General features: G+C 72.2%; 15 protein-coding genes. 7 read left to right on the top strand and 8 right to left on the bottom strand.

Annotated features, from left to right (window positions below; genetic code table 11):
- The first annotated feature begins 152 nt into the window (after positions 1-152).
- The 4 genes from ACTWJ8_RS26975 (at position 153) to ACTWJ8_RS26960 (ending at position 5102) form a co-directional block, all read left to right on the top strand.
- Positions 153-3428 carry a nitrate- and nitrite sensing domain-containing protein gene (locus ACTWJ8_RS26975; RefSeq protein WP_443260483.1) on the top strand — a complete coding sequence of 1092 codons (3276 nt, stop codon included), beginning with the start codon at positions 153-155 and terminating at the stop codon, positions 3426-3428.
- 10 nt (positions 3429-3438) lie between these two features.
- Positions 3439-3852: a roadblock/LC7 domain-containing protein gene (locus tag ACTWJ8_RS26970; protein ID WP_240140277.1), complete on the top strand. Its 414-nt coding sequence runs from the start codon at positions 3439-3441 to the stop codon at positions 3850-3852.
- Positions 3853-3946: 94 nt separating this feature from the next.
- Positions 3947-4531, top strand: a complete 585-nt coding sequence (locus ACTWJ8_RS26965) for a DUF742 domain-containing protein (protein ID WP_356388881.1) — start codon at positions 3947-3949, stop codon at positions 4529-4531.
- The gene (locus ACTWJ8_RS26960) at positions 4512-5102 is read left to right on the top strand and encodes a GTP-binding protein (RefSeq protein ID WP_306318780.1); all 591 of its coding nucleotides are present in this window, start codon (positions 4512-4514) and stop codon (positions 5100-5102) included. The genes ACTWJ8_RS26965 and ACTWJ8_RS26960 overlap by 20 nt, the downstream gene beginning before the upstream one ends.
- A gap of 69 nt (positions 5103-5171) precedes the next feature.
- Here ACTWJ8_RS26960 and ACTWJ8_RS26955 read toward each other — a convergent pair whose 3' ends face one another.
- Entirely contained in the window at positions 5172-5366 is a 195-nt protein-coding gene (locus tag ACTWJ8_RS26955; protein WP_356388879.1) for an acyl-CoA carboxylase subunit epsilon, read from the bottom strand.
- A 28-nt stretch (positions 5367-5394) separates the two neighbouring features.
- Positions 5395-6990: an acyl-CoA carboxylase subunit beta gene (locus tag ACTWJ8_RS26950; protein ID WP_356388877.1), complete on the bottom strand. Its 1596-nt coding sequence runs from the start codon at positions 6988-6990 to the stop codon at positions 5395-5397.
- 369 nt (positions 6991-7359) lie between these two features.
- Between ACTWJ8_RS26950 and ACTWJ8_RS26945 the strand changes: the two genes are divergently transcribed.
- The gene (locus tag ACTWJ8_RS26945) at positions 7360-7974 is read left to right on the top strand and encodes a YceI family protein (protein WP_356388875.1); all 615 of its coding nucleotides are present in this window, start codon (positions 7360-7362) and stop codon (positions 7972-7974) included.
- Between the two features lie 14 nt (positions 7975-7988).
- On the opposite strand, the gene ACTWJ8_RS26940 is transcribed toward ACTWJ8_RS26945, so the two are convergent.
- Genes ACTWJ8_RS26940 through ACTWJ8_RS26920 form a run of 5 tightly spaced genes read right to left on the bottom strand, consistent with a single transcriptional unit; the run spans position 7989 to position 12435 of the window.
- Positions 7989-9728, bottom strand: coding sequence for an ABC transporter ATP-binding protein (locus ACTWJ8_RS26940; protein ID WP_443260482.1), 1740 nt, complete (start codon positions 9726-9728; stop codon positions 7989-7991).
- The gene (locus ACTWJ8_RS26935; protein ID WP_356388872.1) at positions 9725-10138 is read right to left on the bottom strand and encodes a lasso peptide biosynthesis B2 protein; all 414 of its coding nucleotides are present in this window, start codon (positions 10136-10138) and stop codon (positions 9725-9727) included. The genes ACTWJ8_RS26940 and ACTWJ8_RS26935 overlap by 4 nt, the downstream gene beginning before the upstream one ends.
- Positions 10135-10386 carry a lasso peptide biosynthesis PqqD family chaperone gene (locus ACTWJ8_RS26930; protein ID WP_356388870.1) on the bottom strand — a complete coding sequence of 84 codons (252 nt, stop codon included), beginning with the start codon at positions 10384-10386 and terminating at the stop codon, positions 10135-10137. The genes ACTWJ8_RS26935 and ACTWJ8_RS26930 overlap by 4 nt, the downstream gene beginning before the upstream one ends.
- A complete protein-coding gene (locus tag ACTWJ8_RS26925; protein WP_443260481.1) occupies positions 10383-12221 on the bottom strand; it encodes an asparagine synthase-related protein in 1839 nt (612 codons plus the stop codon). The genes ACTWJ8_RS26930 and ACTWJ8_RS26925 overlap by 4 nt, the downstream gene beginning before the upstream one ends.
- 55 nt (positions 12222-12276) lie before the next feature.
- Positions 12277-12435 (bottom strand): putative RiPP precursor, encoded by a 159-nt coding sequence (locus tag ACTWJ8_RS26920; protein WP_356388866.1) that lies wholly within the window; start codon positions 12433-12435, stop codon positions 12277-12279.
- A 210-nt stretch (positions 12436-12645) separates the two neighbouring features.
- Here ACTWJ8_RS26920 and ACTWJ8_RS26915 point away from each other — a divergent pair, with 210 nt between their 5' ends.
- Together ACTWJ8_RS26915 and qcrB are read left to right on the top strand one after the other, a co-directional pair.
- A complete protein-coding gene (locus ACTWJ8_RS26915; protein ID WP_443260480.1) occupies positions 12646-14022 on the top strand; it encodes a pentapeptide repeat-containing protein in 1377 nt (458 codons plus the stop codon).
- A 103-nt stretch (positions 14023-14125) separates the two neighbouring features.
- Complete coding sequence (gene qcrB, locus ACTWJ8_RS26910; protein ID WP_443260479.1) at positions 14126-15766, top strand: cytochrome bc1 complex cytochrome b subunit; 1641 nt, start codon at positions 14126-14128, stop codon at positions 15764-15766.
- On the opposite strand, the gene ACTWJ8_RS26905 is transcribed toward qcrB, so the two are convergent.
- Entirely contained in the window at positions 15763-17094 is a 1332-nt protein-coding gene (locus tag ACTWJ8_RS26905; RefSeq protein ID WP_443260478.1) for a hypothetical protein, read from the bottom strand. The two genes, qcrB and ACTWJ8_RS26905, sit on opposite strands and share 4 nt — an antisense overlap.
- Between the last annotated feature and the right edge of the window lie 3 nt (positions 17095-17097).

The following is a 17097-nucleotide window of genomic DNA, read 5'->3' as shown; positions in this document are numbered from 1 at the left end:
TCTGGGGCATGCGTCACGCGGAGCTTCCGGTTCCGACTGTTTGGAGGTGCGCCTCTTGACGTGCTGGAATGCGCTGAACTGCCCAGTAGGAATGGGCCTGGAGACACACAGCGGCACAACGTAGGTGCCGACGCCGAGAGGTTGTTGGTCGAGTGAGGCGAAGCAAGAACAGTCCCGAGCCGGTCTCGGCGCGGGGCAACTTCACCCCGCCCCCGCGCGACGCGGCGCGGACCGCACCGGCGGCCGAGGCCCCAGCGCCGGCACCGTCGGGCGGCCGGATGTCACCCCGTAACTGGCGTGTACCTGCCAAGCTCAACGCCATCCTTCTCATACCCGTGGTCGTCGGCCTCGTCATGGGTGGCTTCCAGGTGGCGAACTCGATCGACACCTGGCAGGAGGCCGAGGACGCCGAGAGCACCGCGCGCCTCGTGCAGGCCTCGCTGACGTACGGCAACCGCCTCATCGAGGAGCGCGACGTCACCGCCGCGCCCCTCCTCCAGGGCAAGACCGACGACCCGAAGGTCACCAAGGCGCGCCAGGCGACCGACGCCGCAGCGGACAAGTTCCACGCCGCGGCCGAGGACATGCCGCAGAAGGAAGGCCTCCAGCGCCGCATGGCGCAGTTCACCGAGGTCGAGCCCGGGCTCAAGAAGCTGCGCGCCGCCGCCTACACCTCCAAGCTCCCCGGTGTGCAGACCGAAGAGGGCTACGTCGCCATCCAGCACCCGCTGATGGAGTTCGCCAACGAGCTGGGCCTCGGCACCGGCAACATCACCAGCTACGGCCGCACCGTCTACGCGATCTCGCTGTCCAAGGCGGCGCTCTCGCTCGAGCGGTCCATCGGCATGCACCTCCTGGTGAAGCCCGGCACCAGCGCCTCCAGCCTGAACCGTCAACGCACCGCGCTCGGCTCCTACGCGTACCTCGAGAACATCGCCATCGAGGAGTACAAGGGCGGCGGCACCCCGCAGGACCTCCAGAAGCTGGAGGACGCGGTCAAGAAGCTGAAGGCCGACGGCGCCGAGCAGGCCGCCGCCGCCAAGGCCAAGAACCCCTCGTACACCCCGCCGCCCGAGACCACGAAGATGGTCGCCGCGGTGGCGGCCCTGCCGAGCACCCAGCCCAGCGCGCGGCTCGCGCTCGCCCAGAAGGGCGTCACGCCCGAGAACTGGTGGGCGGTCAACACGGCGAAGTTCGACGCCTATCGCACGATCGAGTCGGATCTGGCGACCAAGGCCGTGAACGAGGCCTCCGGCATCGCCGCCGACGCCAAGCGCGAGGCGATCATCACCGGTGCCGCCGTCGTGGTCGCGCTGCTCGCCGCGTTCCTGCTCGCCGGGCAGATGGCCCGCCAGATGTCGCGCTCCATGCGCCGCCTGCGCACCGCCGCCTTCGACGTCGCCGAGCAGCGCCTGCCGATGCTGGTCGACCAGCTCTCGCGCACCGAGCCTGGCCGCGTGGACACCCGCGTGCAGCCGATCCCGATCTCCACGACCGACGAGATCGGCGAGGTCGCCCGCGCCTTCGACCAGGTGCACCGCGAGGCCGTCCGGCTCGCCGCCGAGCAGGCCCTGCTGCGCGGCAACATCAACGCGATCTTCACCAACCTGTCGCGGCGCAACCAGTCGCTGATCGAGGGCCAGCTGACCCTCATCACCGACCTGGAGAACAACGAGGCCGACCCGGACCAGCTGGAGAACCTCTTCCGCCTGGACCACCTCGCGACCCGTATGCGCCGCAACGGCGAGAACCTCCTGGTCCTCGCGGGCGAGGAGCCCGGCCGCCGCTGGGACCAGCCGGTCCCGCTGGTCGATGTGCTGCGCGCCGCGACCTCCGAGGTGGAGCAGTACGAGCGCATCGAGCTCCAGGGCGTGCCGGAGGCCGAGATCCACGGCCGCGCGGTCACCGACCTCGTGCACCTGCTCGCCGAGCTCCTGGAGAACGCCACGACGTTCTCCTCCCCGCAGACCAAGGTCCGCGTCACCGCGACCCGTCTCCCCGACGGCCGCGTGATGATCGAGATCCACGACAAGGGCATCGGCCTCACCGCCGAGGACTTCGCGGACATCAACCACAAGCTGGCCAACCCGCCGACCGTGGACGCCGCGATCTCCCAGCGCATGGGCCTGTTCGTGGTCGGCCGGCTCTCCGACCGGCACGGCATCCGCGTGCAGCTGCGCCCCTCGGGCGAGCAGGCGGGCACGACCTCGCTGGTCATGCTCCCCGAGGTCATCACCCACGGTGGCGGCGGCGACCAGCAGCCGCTGGACTCCGAGTTCACCGTCTCGACGATGATCCCGAAGCAGGCCGCTTTCGAGCACGCCCCGCTGCGCACCGCCGCCGAGCTCGGCTTCGACGACAGCCGCTACGACGTCCCCGACGACGCCCGCGAGCTGGACCCGGTCGGCCGTTCCCTCATGCGCGAGGAGCGCCGCGCGGCCCTCGAGGCCCAGCAGCAGGACACCGCTCAGGACCCGCAGCAGAACCTCCAGCAGAACCCGCAGCAGGACCCGCAGGAGCGCCCGCTCTTCCGTGACGAGTTCCAGCCACAGCAGGCGCAGCAGGACCGTCCGCCCTTCGCCGAGCAGAACGCGTACGACACCCGTCAGGCCCCGTACGACGACCGGCGGCAGCTCGGCTACGACGAGCAGCAGCAGGGCGTCTACGAGGAGCACCAGTCCGGCTACGACGGCCGGGCGCAGGGCGGTTTCGACGGCTTCGTCCCCGTTCAGCCGACGCACGACAACGGGCAACCGGACGCCTTCACGCCCGGCGGCCTCCGGCAGGACGGTTATGCGGAGGCTCCGCAGGAGTCGTACAACCCCTTCGAGCCGGCCGCGCCGCAGGCCGACTGGCAGGCCCAGGACGCCTACCAGGGCGATTTCCAGGGCCCGTTCGGTCCCGAAGCGGAATCCGCTCCGGGCACTGCCGCGGCGGACCAGGAACGCGTAGGCTTCGACGGACACGGTGCCGCCCCCTCGGCAGAACCGTCCGGGCCTGCCCCGTCCGCTCCCCACGCGCTGACCGACGCCGGTCTGCCGCGGCGCGGCGGCGGGGCCCCGCAGGAGCCCGCGCAGACCCCTCCGCAGGCCCCCGAGACCCGCTCCGACGAGGACACCCCGTGGCGTTCGGCCAACGACGCCAGGTGGGAGCGCGCGGAGCAGCTCAGGAAGCCGAAGGCGGGCGGGGTCACCGCGTCCGGGCTGCCGCGCCGGGTGCCCAGGGCCAACCTGGTCGAGGGCACCGCGGAATCGACGCCCCAGGGCGGCCCCCAGGTCTCCCGCGCACCCGAGGACGTCCGGGGCAGGCTCAGCAACCTGCGTCGCGGCGTACAGCGGGGACGCAGTGAGGGCAGCAGTGATACGAACGGCCAGGCCACGTGGAGTCAGCACGGTGGTCCTGACAGCACCTACAACCAGGAGCGTTAGTGTGAGCCCGATGAGCCAGGCGGCACAGAACCTGAACTGGTTGATCACCAACTTCGTGGACAACACCCCCGGGGTGTCCCACACGGTGGTGGTCTCCGCCGACGGACTCCTTCTGGCGATGTCCGAAGGGTTCCCCCGCGACCGTGCCGACCAGCTTGCGGCCGTCGCCTCGGGTCTGACCTCGTTGACCGCGGGCGCCTCCCGCATCTTCGAGGGCGGCCCTGTGAACCAGACAGTTGTGGAGATGGAGCGAGGATTCCTCTTCATCATGTCCATCTCGGACGGCTCTTCTCTCGCCGTCCTTGCACACCCCGAGGCGGACATTGGCCTCGTTGGGTACGAGATGGCCCTTCTTGTCGACCGTGCGGGCTCGGTTCTCACGCCGGACCTGCGTGCGGAGCTTCAGGGAAGCCTTCTCAACTAACAGACAGGCCGTGCGAATTCGCGTCCCGGGGCCGTAAGGTTTCGGGACGCGGCTCCACAGTGATGGTGTCCAGCGCAGTCGGAGGAGGAAGTTCGTGTCTGGTTCAGCAACACCGCCGAGCGGTTCGTCGGCCCATTGGCCGCCCTACGGCCACGGCCAGGCAGGCATGGGCGACGACGGGTCGCAGAACCGGTACAACTTTCCGTCCACCCCTTCCTCGGCCGGCCACGCCCGCCCGACCCGGCAGCCCGGTCCCTACGACCAGCCGCCCGCGCCGCGCATCCAGCCCGTGCAGCCGCAGCCGCGTCCCGACGCGAATCCCGCACCCGCCGCGAAGAACAACCCGCTGGTGCGCCCGTACGCCATGACGGGCGGCCGCACCAGGCCGCGGTACCAGCTCGCCATCGAGGCGCTGGTGCACACCACCGCGCAGCCGCACCAGTTGCAGGGCCAACTGCCCGAGCACCAGCGGATCTGCAATCTGTGCCGAGAGATCAAGTCGGTGGCCGAGATCTCGGCCCTCCTGACGATCCCGCTCGGCGTGGCCAGGATTCTCGTCGCCGACCTCGCGGAGGCGGGACTGGTCGCCATCCATCAGCCCGGCGGCGACGAGAGCGCCGGCGGCCAGCCAGACGTGACATTGCTCGAAAGGGTGCTCAGTGGACTTCGCAAGCTCTAGCGGAGGGCCGGCTGCTCCAAGCCGTTCCACCACATCGGCGAAGATCGTGGTGGCAGGTGGTTTCGGCGTCGGCAAGACGACGTTCGTAGGCGCTGTCTCCGAGATCAACCCGCTGCGCACCGAGGCCGTCATGACGTCCGCCTCCGCGGGCATCGACGACCTCACCCACACCGGTGACAAGACGACCACGACGGTCGCCATGGACTTCGGCCGCATCACGCTGGACCAGGACCTGATCCTGTACCTGTTCGGCACGCCGGGTCAGGACCGCTTCTGGTTCATGTGGGACGACCTGGTGCGCGGCGCGATCGGCGCCGTCGTCCTCGTCGACACCCGCCGCCTCGCCGACTGCTTCCCCGCGGTGGACTACTTCGAGAACTCCGGGCTGCCGTTCGTCATCGCCCTCAACGGCTTCGACGGCCAGCAGCCGTACAACCCGGACGAGGTCCGCGAGGCCCTCCAGATCGGCCCCGACACCCCGATCATCACGACGGACGCCCGCCACCGCGCGGACGCCAAGTCGACGCTGATCACGCTCGTCGAGCACGCGCTCATGGCGCGGCTCCGGTAGGCACGTTCGTACACACGACTGAGGCCCTCCTCCCGATCGGGAGGAGGGCCTCAGTCGTGTGTGTGCGGGTCAGCGCCAGCTGTGCGGGGCGCGGAAGCCCGGCTCGCGCTCCAGGCGGCGCCAGGCCGCGCGGGTGCGGCGCGTGTGGTGCGTCGGGGCGGCCTCGGGGGCGGCGGAGGCGCGGGCGAGCAGGATCGCGGTGATGGCCGCGACCTCCTCGGGCTCGGCGTGGCCCTTCTCGACGCGGATGTCAGGCATGGACATGTGGCAGGTCTCCTACGACTCGTGGCCGCTACTGCGGGGGGTTGCCGTGCTTGCGGGACGGCAGGTCGGCGTGCTTGGTCCGGAGCATCGCCAGGGACCTGATCAGCACCTCGCGGGTCTCAGCGGGGTCGATCACGTCGTCGACCAGGCCACGCTCCGCCGCGTAGTACGGGTGCATCAGCTCGGCCTTGTACTCCTTGACCATCTTCTGGCGCATGGCCTCGGGGTCCTCCGCCTCGGCGATCTGCCGGCGGAAGATCACGTTGGCCGCGCCCTCGGCGCCCATGACGGCGATCTCGTTGGTCGGCCAGGCGTACGTGAGGTCGGCACCGATGGACTGGGAGTCCATGACGATGTACGCGCCTCCGTAGGCCTTGCGCAGGATCAGCGAGATCCGGGGCACGGTGGCGTTGCAGTACGCGTACAGCAGCTTGGCGCCGTGCCGGATGATGCCGCCGTGCTCCTGGTCGACGCCCGGCAGGAAGCCGGGGACGTCGAGCAGGGTCACGATGGGGATATTGAAAGCGTCGCACATCTGGACGAAGCGTGCGGCCTTCTCGCTCGCCTCGATGTCCAGGACGCCCGCGAGGGCCTGCGGCTGGTTGGCGACGATGCCGACGACCTGGCCGTCGAGCCGGGCCAGGGCGCAGATGATGTTGCGCGCCCAGCGCTCGTGGACCTCCAGGTAGTCGCCGTCGTCGACGAGCTCCTCGATGACCTTGGTCATGTCGTACGGGCGGTTGCCGTCGGCGGGGACCAGGTCGAGCAGGACGTCGCCGCGGCGGTCCGCCGGGTCGTCGGACTCGACGGTCGGCGGGTTCTCGCGGTTGTTCTGCGGGAGCAGCGAGAGCAGGTAGCGGACCTCGGCGAGGCAGGTCTCCTCGTCGTCGTACGCGAAGTGGGAGACGCCGCTCGTCTCGGCGTGCACGTCGGCGCCGCCGAGGCCGTTCTGGGTGATCTCCTCGCCGGTCACGGCCTTCACGACGTCGGGGCCCGTGATGAACATCTGCGAGGTGTCGCGGACCATGAACACGAAGTCCGTGAGGGCGGGGCTGTAGGCCGCGCCGCCGGCGCACGGGCCGAGCATCACGCTGATCTGCGGGATGACGCCGGACGCCTTGGTGTTGCGCTGGAAGATGCCGCCGTAGCCGGCGAGGGCGGAGACGCCCTCCTGGATTCGGGCGCCCGCGCCGTCGTTCAGGGAGACCAGCGGGGCACCGGCCGCGATGGCCATGTCCATGATCTTGTGGATCTTCGTGGCGTGGGCCTCGCCCAGGGCGCCGCCGAAGATCCGGAAGTCGTGCGCGTAGACGAAGACCGTGCGGCCCTCGACCGTGCCCCAGCCGGTAATGACACCGTCGGTGTGCGGCTTCTTGGCCTCCAGGCCGAAGCCGGTGGCGCGGTGCCTGCGCAGCTGCTCGACCTCGTTGAACGAACCCTCGTCGAGGAGCAGCTCGATGCGCTCGCGCGCCGTCAGCTTGCCCTTCGCGTGCTGGGCCTCGGTCGCCTTCTCACTGGGTCCGGCCAGCGCCTGCGCACGGATCGCGTGCAGCTCGGCGACGCGCCCGCGGGCGTCGGTGGGCTCGTCCCCAGGGTTCGAGGCAGTGTCGTCCAAAACGGTCATGTAGTGACCTTACGAAGTGCCCATGGGAAAACGGTCCGTCGACTCCGTACAGTCTCCGGCCCGTTTTCCTGGTAGCCCTGAACAGAACCACGCCAGGAGAGGGCCGAAGTGACTGCTCAGCACGGGTCCCGCTTGTAGACGTCGCACAAAGCGGCCTCCTGAGACCCGCCTCACACCGCCCCGCCGCGCCCCGTCCGGCGCGCGCCCGAAAGGGCGACGGGAGGCGTATCGGGCTGTAATCGAAGAGGCACACGCCGTTTGATGTTGAACATTGAACATCATCGCGCTACAGTCGGAGCAGTTGATGGTTCAACGTTCAACATCAATGACCTCGGCACGACCGTGCCACCCGTCCCCAAGGAGCACGTCATGGGCATCTTCGGCCGCAAGAACGAGTCCGCTTCCACCCCCGCCGCCGCTGCCGCCGCGCCGGCCAACCCCGACCTCGCCGCCGTCACCGGCGACTACACGGTCGACCCCGCGCACACCACGCTCGGTTTCGTCGCCCGGCACGCCATGGTGACGAACGTGAAGGGCAGCTTCTCCGACTTCACCGGCTCGCTGCACCTGGACGGCTCGGACCCGGCGAAGTCCAGCGCCTCCTTCGACGTCCGGATGGAGAGCATCTCCACGGGCAACGACGACCGTGACGGTCACCTGAAGAGCGCCGACTTCTTCAAGATCGACGAGTTCCCGACGATGACGTTCCGCTCGACGTCCGCCGAGTCCCTGGGCGGCGACGACTACCGCATCACCGGTGACCTGACGATCCTCGGCACCACCAAGCCGCTCACGATCGACCTGGAGTTCAACGGCGTCGCGAAGGACCCGTTCGGCAACGAGCGCGTCGGCTTCGAGGGCAAGGCCGAGATCCTCCGCTCGGAGTGGGGCCTCACCTGGAACGCCGCGCTGGAGACCGGTGGCGTCCTGATCTCGGACAAGATCAAGCTGAACTTCGACATCTCCGCCATCAAGGAGGCCTGAGCGGCCCCCGGGGTTCATTCACGAGTTGCGGCGGCCACGAGTTGCGTGGCCGCCAACTCGGCGTAGAGGGCGTCCCTTTCGAGGAGATCGGCGTGGGTGCCCTGGGCGCGTACGCGCCCGTTCTCCAGGACCACGATCGTGTCCGCGTCGACGACGGTCGACAGGCGGTGCGCGATCACCAGGACCGTGGCGTCGTCCGCCAGGTCCCGGACGACCTCGCGCAGACGCTGTTCGTTGACCGCGTCGAGGTGGGACGTCACCTCGTCGAGGAGGAGCAGCCTGGGCCGCCCGAGCAGGGCCCGTGCGAGGGCCACGCGCTGGCGTTCGCCGCCCGACAGCAGCACGCCGCGGTGCCCCACCGGGGTGTCGAGGCCCGCGGGCAGCCGGTCCACCAGATCGTCGAGGCGGGTGCGGACGAGCGCCTCCCTCACCTCTTCCTCGCTCGCGTCGGGCGCCGCGTACCGCAGGTTCTCGCGGAGCGTTCCCGCCAGGACGGGGGCGTCCTGCTCCACGTAGCCGAGGGCGGCGCGCAGGTCGGTGAGCGGCCAGCCGCGGATGTCGCGGCCGCCGACGGTCACGCGGCCGGAGCCGTGGTCGTAGAAGCGCTCGAGGAGCGCGAACACCGTGGACTTGCCCGCGCCCGACGGGCCCACGAGCGCGGTGATGCCGTGCGGCGGGGCCGCGAAGGTGACGCCGTCGTGGGCGGGCGGCCGATCGTCGCCCGGGTAGCGCAGGACGACGTCGGTGAAGGTGACGCCGAGCCCGCCGCGCACCGCCACCGCCCCGGCCGACGCAGGGCCCGGCCGCTCCCCCGGCAGATCCGCCACCTCCGCGAGCCGCCCGACGGCGGCGAGACCGCCTGTGAGGCCGATCCAGCCCTCCGTCAGCTGTCCCAGCGGGCCCACCAGGTAGAACACGTACAGCAGGAACGCGACCAGCGACGCGACGTCCAGCGCGCCCGACGCGACGCGCGCGCCGCCCACGCCGAGCACGCACAGGAACGCCAGCTGCACCGACGCGTGCGTCGCGACGTCCGACACGGAGGTCCAGCGGGCGACCGTGAGACCGCGGTCGCGGGCGCGCCGGGCGGCGAAGGCGACGGCCGCGTGCTCCCGGCCCTCCGCGCCGTTCGCCTTGACCGTGCGGAAGGACTGGAGCGCCCGGTCGAGCCGCGCGCCCATCTCCCCGACGGCCTCCTGGGCCTCGCTCTGTGCTCGACGGATGCGCGGCGCGAGCAGGCCGAGGACCGCTCCGACGACGACCAGCGCCAGCACGGTCGCGCCCAGCAGCACCGCGTCCGTCACCCCCATCAGGACGACCGTCCCCACCAGGGTCAGCGCGCCGGTCGCGGTGTCGACGAGGCTGCGGGAGAGGACCGTACGAAGGAGGGTCGTGTCGCCGGTCGCCCGCGTCAGCAGATCGCCGGGGCTCAGCCGGTCGACGGACGCCACGTCGAGCCGCAGCATCCGCGCCACCAGCCGCTCGCGGGCCCCGAGGACGACGTCCTCGCCCGTGCGGCACAGCAGGTATGTGCCGGTCGCGGTGAGGGCGGCGCCCGCGAGGACGACGCCGGTGAGCAGCAGGAGGGCCGGGGCCGGTGACCGGTGCTCGGCGAAGGCGCGCACCGCGTGTTCCGCCATGACGGGCAGGGCGAGGGCGGCCCCCGATCCGGCGACGGCGAGCGCCCCACCGAGGGCGAGGCGCCGCGCGTGGGGCCGTGCGTACGCGAGGAGCCGGAGGAGGTCGGCCCTCATCGGCCCGCCGGGACGGTCAGCAGCGGCCGGTACTCGTCGGCCGTCGCCCGCTCCCCCACCACGCGCCCCTCCGCCGTCACCCACGCGTGCGGCGCGAACGGCGGCGCGGCGCGCACCCCCGCGTGCCAGGCGGGCACGGCGCCGCCCAGCCGGCACAGCAGCGTGACCGCGAGCGACCGCGGCAGACACCCGTACCATCCGGCGCACCGCCGGCTGGCCCCGACGACCGCCTCGTACGCGGCGAGGGCGTCGCCGTACGGGACGGGGCGGGCGCCGCGGCCCACGAACCGGAGCACGCGGCACAGCCGGTCGGGCCGGAGCCTGGCCAGCGGCAGGGCGACCGCGACGGCGAGCCGCACCCGGACCCCGCCGACACCGCGCCGGCCCGGCATCGTCATCTCGGTGCTCACGGCGTCGCCAGCTTCGCCGCGACGAGCTGGTCCGTCAGCGCCCTGACGTCGGACTCGGCCTGCGGGCGTGTGACGTCGAAGGCGGCGACGAGGCGGTCCACGGCCTTGGCGGGGGTGAGGCCCTGGGCCGCGGCGATGGCGATGACGGTCGCGGTCTCGTTCAACTGCCAGTACGTTCCGGCCCGTTGGTCGAGGAGGACGCCGCCGTAGTCCGTCGTGGTGACCGCGATTCCGTCGTTGAGCTTCACCGGGTGAGGGCCTCTCTGGTCGAGGGTCGGGTGGCGCGCAGCCACATTTCGCAGGCCACCGCCGTGTCCACGCAGTGGCGGGTGTGCAGGGGCGAGTACGGGTCGGCGGCGAGGCCGTCGAGGGCGCGGGCGTCGACCAGGCCGAGGGCGGCGAGCCGGGAGCCGTGCCACAGTTCGCGCAGCTCGTCGGCGTGCCGGGCGAGGCCCTGCGCGGTGTCGCCGTTCATGTGGTCCTTGGTGGTGCGGGCGAGCAGCGGCGCGGGCACGACGCCGCGCACGGCCTCGGCGAGCAGCGGTTTGTAGCGCGCCGGGTCGAGGCGGTCGGCCAGGCGCACGGCGAGCGTCGCCTCGATGACGTGGTCGGCGTACAGCGGCGCGGCGACCGGAAGGCCGAGGGCGAGCCCGTACTCCTCCATGGCCTGGAAGTGGCGGGCGCCCATGCGGAGGGTGTCGAGGTCGAGGTGGCGTCCGGGCCGCGCTCCGAGCGGTTCGGCGTGGGCGGCGGCCTCGCGGAAGGCGTCCCGGACGAGGGCGCGCGCGTCGGGCGTCAGCCACGGGGCGAAGCTCTGCCGGAATCCCCAGGTCAGCTGGGGTGTCCGGGCGGTGGGCGGGGCGGCATCGGTGACGGCGTCCGCGAGCCAGGTGCCGAAGCGCGGCCGGGCGAGCAGGGCGCGGGCGGTCGCCGCGAGGGGCCAGCCGAGCTGGTGCCGGGCCGCGCCGATCCGGTTCCACGCCGTGCGCGGGCGCCGCGGGAACAGGTCGGCCGCGACGGCCGGGAGCGGCATGAACAGTTCGTCGCCGCCGTAGCCGGTGAGATGGCAGGCGGAGCCGGTGGCCGCGGCGCGGGCGAGGAGCATCCGGGCGCGGGCCCCTGCGGGCGCGACGGGCAGCGGTTCGTCGGTGGGTACGTCGTCGGGGCCCGCCGGGTCGCCAACCCCCGCGTAGAACAAGGTGACTTGGTCGGCGTCGACGACCTGGTGGGACGCCTCGGGGGCGAGGGCGGCGGCGCGGCGGGCCCAGGTCTCGTCCTCGGCGTGCGGCTCCCGGGACGCCACGGTCAGCAGGGCGAGCCGTTCGGGCGCCGTGCGGCGGGCGAGGAACGTGAGGGACGTGGAGTCGAGGCCGCCGGAGAGCTCGCAGCTGACGCGGGTGCGGCCCGCGAGGTGGGCGCGGACGGAGCGGTCGAGTGCGTCGTGGAGGCGTGCCGCGCCTTCGGCGAGCGGGAGTTCGGCGTCGGGGGCGTGCCACCAGCGGCGGGTGCGATATCCGGTGCCGCCGTCGCCACCGTCCAGTACGAGCGCGTGCGCCGGGTCGATCTCCGTGACGCCGCGCCACACGGGCCGTCCGGCCAGCGGGTGCGGCACGAAGTCGAGGAGGCGCAGGGCGAGCGCGGCCTCGTCGAGTCCCGTGCCGGTGAGCGCGGCGAGGACGGCGGGCCGGTCGGACGCGAACCGGGGGCCGGGGCCCGTGGTGACGTAGACGCGACGCAGGCCCGACGCGGTGCCGCGCGCCCAAGTCTGTGTCCCCGTACGGGAGATGACGTGATGGACGCCGGGCAGGCGGCGGGCGACGCGGGCGTGCAGCCCGGCGGGGTCGCGGGCCGCGCGGAGGTCCGCGGCGAGGCCGTCGACCGCGCTCGGTCCGATGACGACGACGGCGTCCGCGCCGCACACCGCGCTGCTCACGCGGCGCAGCGGGGCGCGGACGACCAGCCACGGCCGACCGGAGAGATGGCGGAAGACGTGCGCCCCGTCGAGGCTCCCTGCCGCGCGCTCGCCCTCCGGGGTGTCCGGCAGGACGACGAAGCAGTCACGGGCGGCTGGGGGCACGTTCATTCCTGGCTTCCTCTCCCTGGGTGCCTGACGTCTTCCGGTCGGCCGCTCGGTGCGGTCAGGTGAAGCGGCGGACGATCCACTCCTTGTAGGCGCCGTAGAAGTAGCCGGCCGTCGTGCTGGTGAAGTCGCCCTGCCGGTGCATCGTCGGCTTCGCGTACGCCTTGCGTCTGACGTCTTCTTGCGGTTGCAACTGCGACGGGGACTGCTGCGTCATGACCTCTCCACCTCATCTGTACGGGACGGATGTGTCCGGTGTGCAACGTGTGAACACCGGTGCCATCATGACCCGTTCGGCGCGGCGCACGCGCGCCAGTTCACGCCAAATAGCGTCGGCGCCCGCCCGAGCGTGACGCGAAATGATTTGCGTTCGCGTCGACTTTTGTGACGCGTTCACGTCGCGGGGGAAGTGTGGAATGCTGCCGCCATGACCCTCGCGCCCGAGCGGAGTGCCGACGCCGAGCGCGTCGCACGGGAGATCCTCGACGAGAGCGCGGGCCCCACGCCGTACGTCCTGCGCGACACCCGCGTCACGGGCGCGCTGCGGCTCGACGGCGCCGAGGTCCGGCGCGCCGTCCGCTTCGAGGCGTGCCGCTTCGACGAGGCCGTGGGCCTGGAGGGCGCGAGCACCCTGGGCGTCACGTTCAAGGAGTGCGTGCTGCCGGGACTCCGGGCCTCGACGGCCCGGTTCGGCGGCCGGCTCGATCTGCGCGGCTCCACGATCGGCGAGCGGGACGGCGCGGAGAGCGCCGTGGACCTGGTGCACGCCGACGTCGCGGGCGGCGTCCGGCTCGACGGGGCGCACCTCGTGGCGCCGGGCCGTGTGGCCCTGGAGGGCGGCGGCAGCGTGGTGCGCGGCGGCGTCTTCTGCGAGAACGGATTCGTGGCGGAGGGCGAAGTCGGCTTCCCCGGCGCCGAGTTGCCGGGCGGCCTGTGGCTGCGCGGGGCCCGCATCCGGGTGGGAGCACCGGACGTGTACGCGTTCCAGGGCGACGGCCTCAGCGCCTCGAACGTACGCTGCCAGGGCCTGCGCGCGGACGGCAGGATCCGGCTGCGCGGCGCCAAGGTGACCGACCTCGTCTCCTTCCAGGACGCCGAACTGGGCGGCTCCGGCTCGTCGTTGATGTGCGTGGGCCTGCGCGCCGAGGCCATCGACCTCGCGTTCGCCCGCACCCCCGCGGGCGGCGTGAACCTGCGCAACGCCTACGTGGCCAGGCTCCAGGACGACCCGCGGACCTGGCCCGCGACGGTCGGCCTCGACGGGCTCACGTACGACTGGCTCGGCGACGTCGCCCCGACCCGCCGCGAGGACGTCACCCGCCGCCTCGCGTGGCTGCGCCGCCAGCCCGGCTACGCGCCGCAGCCGTACGAGCAGCTCGCCGCGCACTACCGGCGCGCGGGCCACGAGGACGAGGCACGCCGCGTCCTCCTCGTACGGGAGCGCAGACGGCGCGGCACGCTCGGCCCGGCCGGGAAGGCGTGGGGGCGGCTGCTCGACGCGACCGTCGGCTACGGCTACCGGCCGTGGATCGCCGGGATCTGGCTCGTGCTGCTCACCCTCGCCGGGTCGCTCGTCTTCCACGCGCACCGGCCGGTGCCGAACAAGCCGGGCGAGGGCGCGCCGTTCAACCCGGTCGCGTACACGCTGGACCTGCTGATACCCGTCGGCGGCCTCGGACAGCGGGACGGCTGGCACTGGGCCGAGGGCGGCGTGCAGGCCCTGTCGTACGCGCTGATCGCCGTCGGCTGGATCCTGACCACGACGCTGGTGGCGGGCGTGACCCGCACCCTCAGCCGGAACTGACCGCGCCGCCCACGGAGTGACCCGCGCCACATTCCGGCGCCCCCGTGTCACATCACGGCCGCCCCGATCCGTCTCCTCCGTGAGCAGCCACGGGAGGATCCGGATGTCCGCACGCACCGACCACCGCTCGCCCGCCCCCGCCAGGGGCGAGCGCATCGCCGACTGGGCCGACGGCCGGCTCGGCATCTACCACCTCGGCCGCAGCTATCTGCGCAAGGTGTTTCCCGACCACTGGTCGTTCATGCTGGGCGAGATCTGCCTCTACACCTTCCTCATCCTGATCCTCACCGGTATCTACCTCACCCTCTTCTTCCATCCGTCGATGAACGAGGTGACGTACGACGGGAGTTACGTGCCGTTGCAGGGCATCCGGATGTCGGAGGCGTACGCGTCGACGCTCGACATCAGCTTCGACGTGCGCGGCGGGCTGCTCATCCGGCAGATCCACCACTGGTCGGCGCTGATCTTCGTCGCCGCGATGTTCGTGCACATGATGCGGCACTTCTTCACCGGCTCGTTCCGCAAGCCGCGCGAGCTGAACTGGCTGTTCGGCTGGCTGCTGCTGTTCCTCGCCCTCTTCGAGGGCCTGCTCGGCTACTCGCTCCCCGACGACCTGCTCTCCGGCGCGGGCATGCGGCTCATCGAGGGCATGACCCTCGCCGTCCCGGTCGTCGGCACGTATCTGTCGTTCTTCCTGTTCGGCGGGGAGTTCCCGGGACACGACATCGTGGCCCGCTTCTACTCGATCCACATCCTGCTGCTGCCCGGCATCATGCTGGCGCTCGTCGTCACCCACCTGATCCTGGTCTTCTACCACAAGCACACGCAGTATCCGGGGCCGGGAAAGACCGAGACGACCGTCGTCGGCGAGCCCTTCTTCCCCAACTACGTCGCGAAGGCGGGCGGCTTCTTCTTCCTCGTGTTCGGCGTCGTGACGCTGGTGTCGGCGGTCGCGTCCATCAACCCGGTCTGGGTGTACGGGCCGTACCGTCCGGACCAGGTGTCCACGGGCGCCCAGCCGGACTGGTACCTGGGGTTCGCGGAGGGGCTCGTGCGCGTGATGCCGGGGTGGGAGGTCGTGGTCGGCGGCCACACCCTCGCGCTCGGCGTCTTCGTCCCGTTCCTGGCGTTCCCGCTGTGGCTGGTCCTGATCGGGGTGTACCCGTTCGTGGAGGCGTGGGTCACCGGCGACAAGCGGGAGCACCATGTGCTGGACCGGCCGCGCAACCGCCCCGTCCGTACGGCACTCGGCGTCGCGTGGCTCACCGGGTTCCTCGTGGCGATGGCGGCGGGCGGCAACGACCTGTGGGCCACGCACTTCCACCTCTCGGTGAACGCCATCACGTGGGGCGCGCGCGTCGCCCTGTTCGCGGGCCCGGTCCTCGCGTTCGTCGTCACCAAGCGGATCTGCCTCGGGCTGCAGCGCCGCGACCAGGAGAAGGTCCTGCACGGCCGCGAGACGGGGCGCGTCAAGCGGCTCCCGCACGGCGAGTACGTGGAGGTCCACGAGCCGCTGGACCCCGGCGAGGCGTACCGCCTCACCCAGCACGAGCGGCCGACCGCCCTCGAACCCCTCCCGGACGAGGACGAGCACGGGGTACGACGCCGGGTGCGGGCGGCCCAGCGGCTGCGGGTGGCGCTGTCGCGGTGGATGTTCGGCGCGGGCACGCACGTACCGGCCGCGTCACCCGCGGCGATCGAGCGGCGGGACCCGGAGCGGAGCCCCGAGACGTCGGACCGCTAGAACCCGCCGCCGAAGTCCCCGCCGCCTCCGCCACCACCGAAGTCGCCGCCCCCGCCGTCGCCGAAGCCGCCACCGAAGTCGCCCGGGTCGAAGTCGGAGCCGGAGATGTCGCCGCCGTCGAATCCGCCGCCGAAGTCCCCGCCGCCGTAGTCCGCCGCGTACGCCGGGGTCGACAGCATGGACCCGAGCATCGTGCCGACGAGCAGCCCCGGCAGCATGCCGCCGCCGAAGTACCCGCCGGCCCACGGCCCGTACGCGGGGCCCGCGTCGTAGTACGGGCGCCGCTCCCCCGCCCCCGCGTCGACCGTGCGCACGTCCGGGTCCTCGCCGTCGCGCAGCCGCGTCGCGTCCGCCGCGCAGACCGGGACCTCGCGGGGCGAACCGCCCGGCGGCGTCCACCAGGCGTCCTCGGTGGACGGGCCGTGCCGCGGGTCGAAGAAGCAGGGCGCCCTGCGCTCCGGCAGCGGGCGGCCCTCACGGCGCGCGGCGAGCACCGCGAGCGAGAACCGGCCGTCCTCCAGCGCCTGTGTCACGCCGCGCACGTCGTCGGGGCGCTGCGCGTCGTTCATGTACCGCTTGGCCTTCTCGTACGCGTCGAGGGCCCGCTCGAAGTCCGCGCGCATCGCGTCGTCGGCGCCGGCCTCCGCCGGGTGGAAGTCGAGGCGGTCCAGTTCCTCGCCGAACGCCGTGATGTCCTCGTCGACCACGACCCGCAGCTTCTCGAGCGCCGCGCGCTGCTCCTCCTCGCGCTTGCGGCGGCTGCGCCTGCTCACCGCGTACACACCGGCGCCGCCGAGCACGACGACGGCGCCGACGCCGATCAGGGCACCGGCCGAGACACCGTCGTCGCCGCCTCCCCAGGAGGACGGGGCCGAGCCCTTCGCCGTACGGAGCGAGATGCCGACGAAGTCGTCGAGCTGGCTCTTGGCCGACTGGTTCCGAACGCTGTGTGCCGCCCGCTGGACGGCGTCGTTCGACATCACCTGATGGTCGGCGCGCGCGTCGAAACGGTCGCCGAGCCGCACCCCGTACACCCCGACGACCCCGGTCTTCGTCCGCAGGTCGGAGAACAGGTCCTGGGTCGGGAAGTCGGCCGGCAGCACCGCCACCATCACCGGCTTGTCCGCGTCCTTGATCCGGTTCTCCAGCGCGTCGACGTCGTCCGACGTGAGCCCCTTGCCCGCGCCGGGCGCAACGTAGACAGGGCTCTCCCGCAGGGCGTCGGCGACGGTCGAGACGTCCGTGGCGGCGGAGGCGGGTGGCGCCACCGCGAGGGTGGCGCCCAGGACGAGGAACGGAGCGGCGAGGGCCGCGAGGAAGGGCCTCATACC

The organism is Streptomyces sp. SDT5-1, from assembly GCF_052245995.1.
Taxonomy (GTDB): Bacteria; Actinomycetota; Actinomycetes; order Streptomycetales; family Streptomycetaceae; genus Streptomyces.
The sequence above is the reverse complement of the archived record's forward strand: the minus strand, read 5'-3'. Positions and strand labels throughout refer to the sequence as shown.

What these genes read in the sequence shown, in the direction of transcription:
- ACTWJ8_RS26945 (WP_356388875.1), top strand. Translation starts at nt 7,360, where the DNA reads ATGGGCATCTTCGGCCGCAAGAACGAGTCCGCTTCCACCCCCGCCGCC.
- ACTWJ8_RS26950 (WP_356388877.1), bottom strand. Translation starts at nt 6,990, where the DNA reads ATGACCGTTTTGGACGACACTGCCTCGAACCCTGGGGACGAGCCCACC.
- ACTWJ8_RS26915 (WP_443260480.1), top strand. Translation starts at nt 12,646, where the DNA reads ATGACCCTCGCGCCCGAGCGGAGTGCCGACGCCGAGCGCGTCGCACGG.
- ACTWJ8_RS26920 (WP_356388866.1), bottom strand. Translation starts at nt 12,435, where the DNA reads ATGACGCAGCAGTCCCCGTCGCAGTTGCAACCGCAAGAAGACGTCAGA.
- ACTWJ8_RS26970 (WP_240140277.1), top strand. Translation starts at nt 3,439, where the DNA reads ATGAGCCAGGCGGCACAGAACCTGAACTGGTTGATCACCAACTTCGTG.
- ACTWJ8_RS26925 (WP_443260481.1), bottom strand. Translation starts at nt 12,221, where the DNA reads ATGAACGTGCCCCCAGCCGCCCGTGACTGCTTCGTCGTCCTGCCGGAC.
- ACTWJ8_RS26940 (WP_443260482.1), bottom strand. Translation starts at nt 9,728, where the DNA reads ATGAGGGCCGACCTCCTCCGGCTCCTCGCGTACGCACGGCCCCACGCG.
- qcrB (WP_443260479.1), top strand. Translation starts at nt 14,126, where the DNA reads ATGTCCGCACGCACCGACCACCGCTCGCCCGCCCCCGCCAGGGGCGAG.
- ACTWJ8_RS26905 (WP_443260478.1), bottom strand. Translation starts at nt 17,094, where the DNA reads ATGAGGCCCTTCCTCGCGGCCCTCGCCGCTCCGTTCCTCGTCCTGGGC.
- ACTWJ8_RS26955 (WP_356388879.1), bottom strand. Translation starts at nt 5,366, where the DNA reads ATGTCCATGCCTGACATCCGCGTCGAGAAGGGCCACGCCGAGCCCGAG.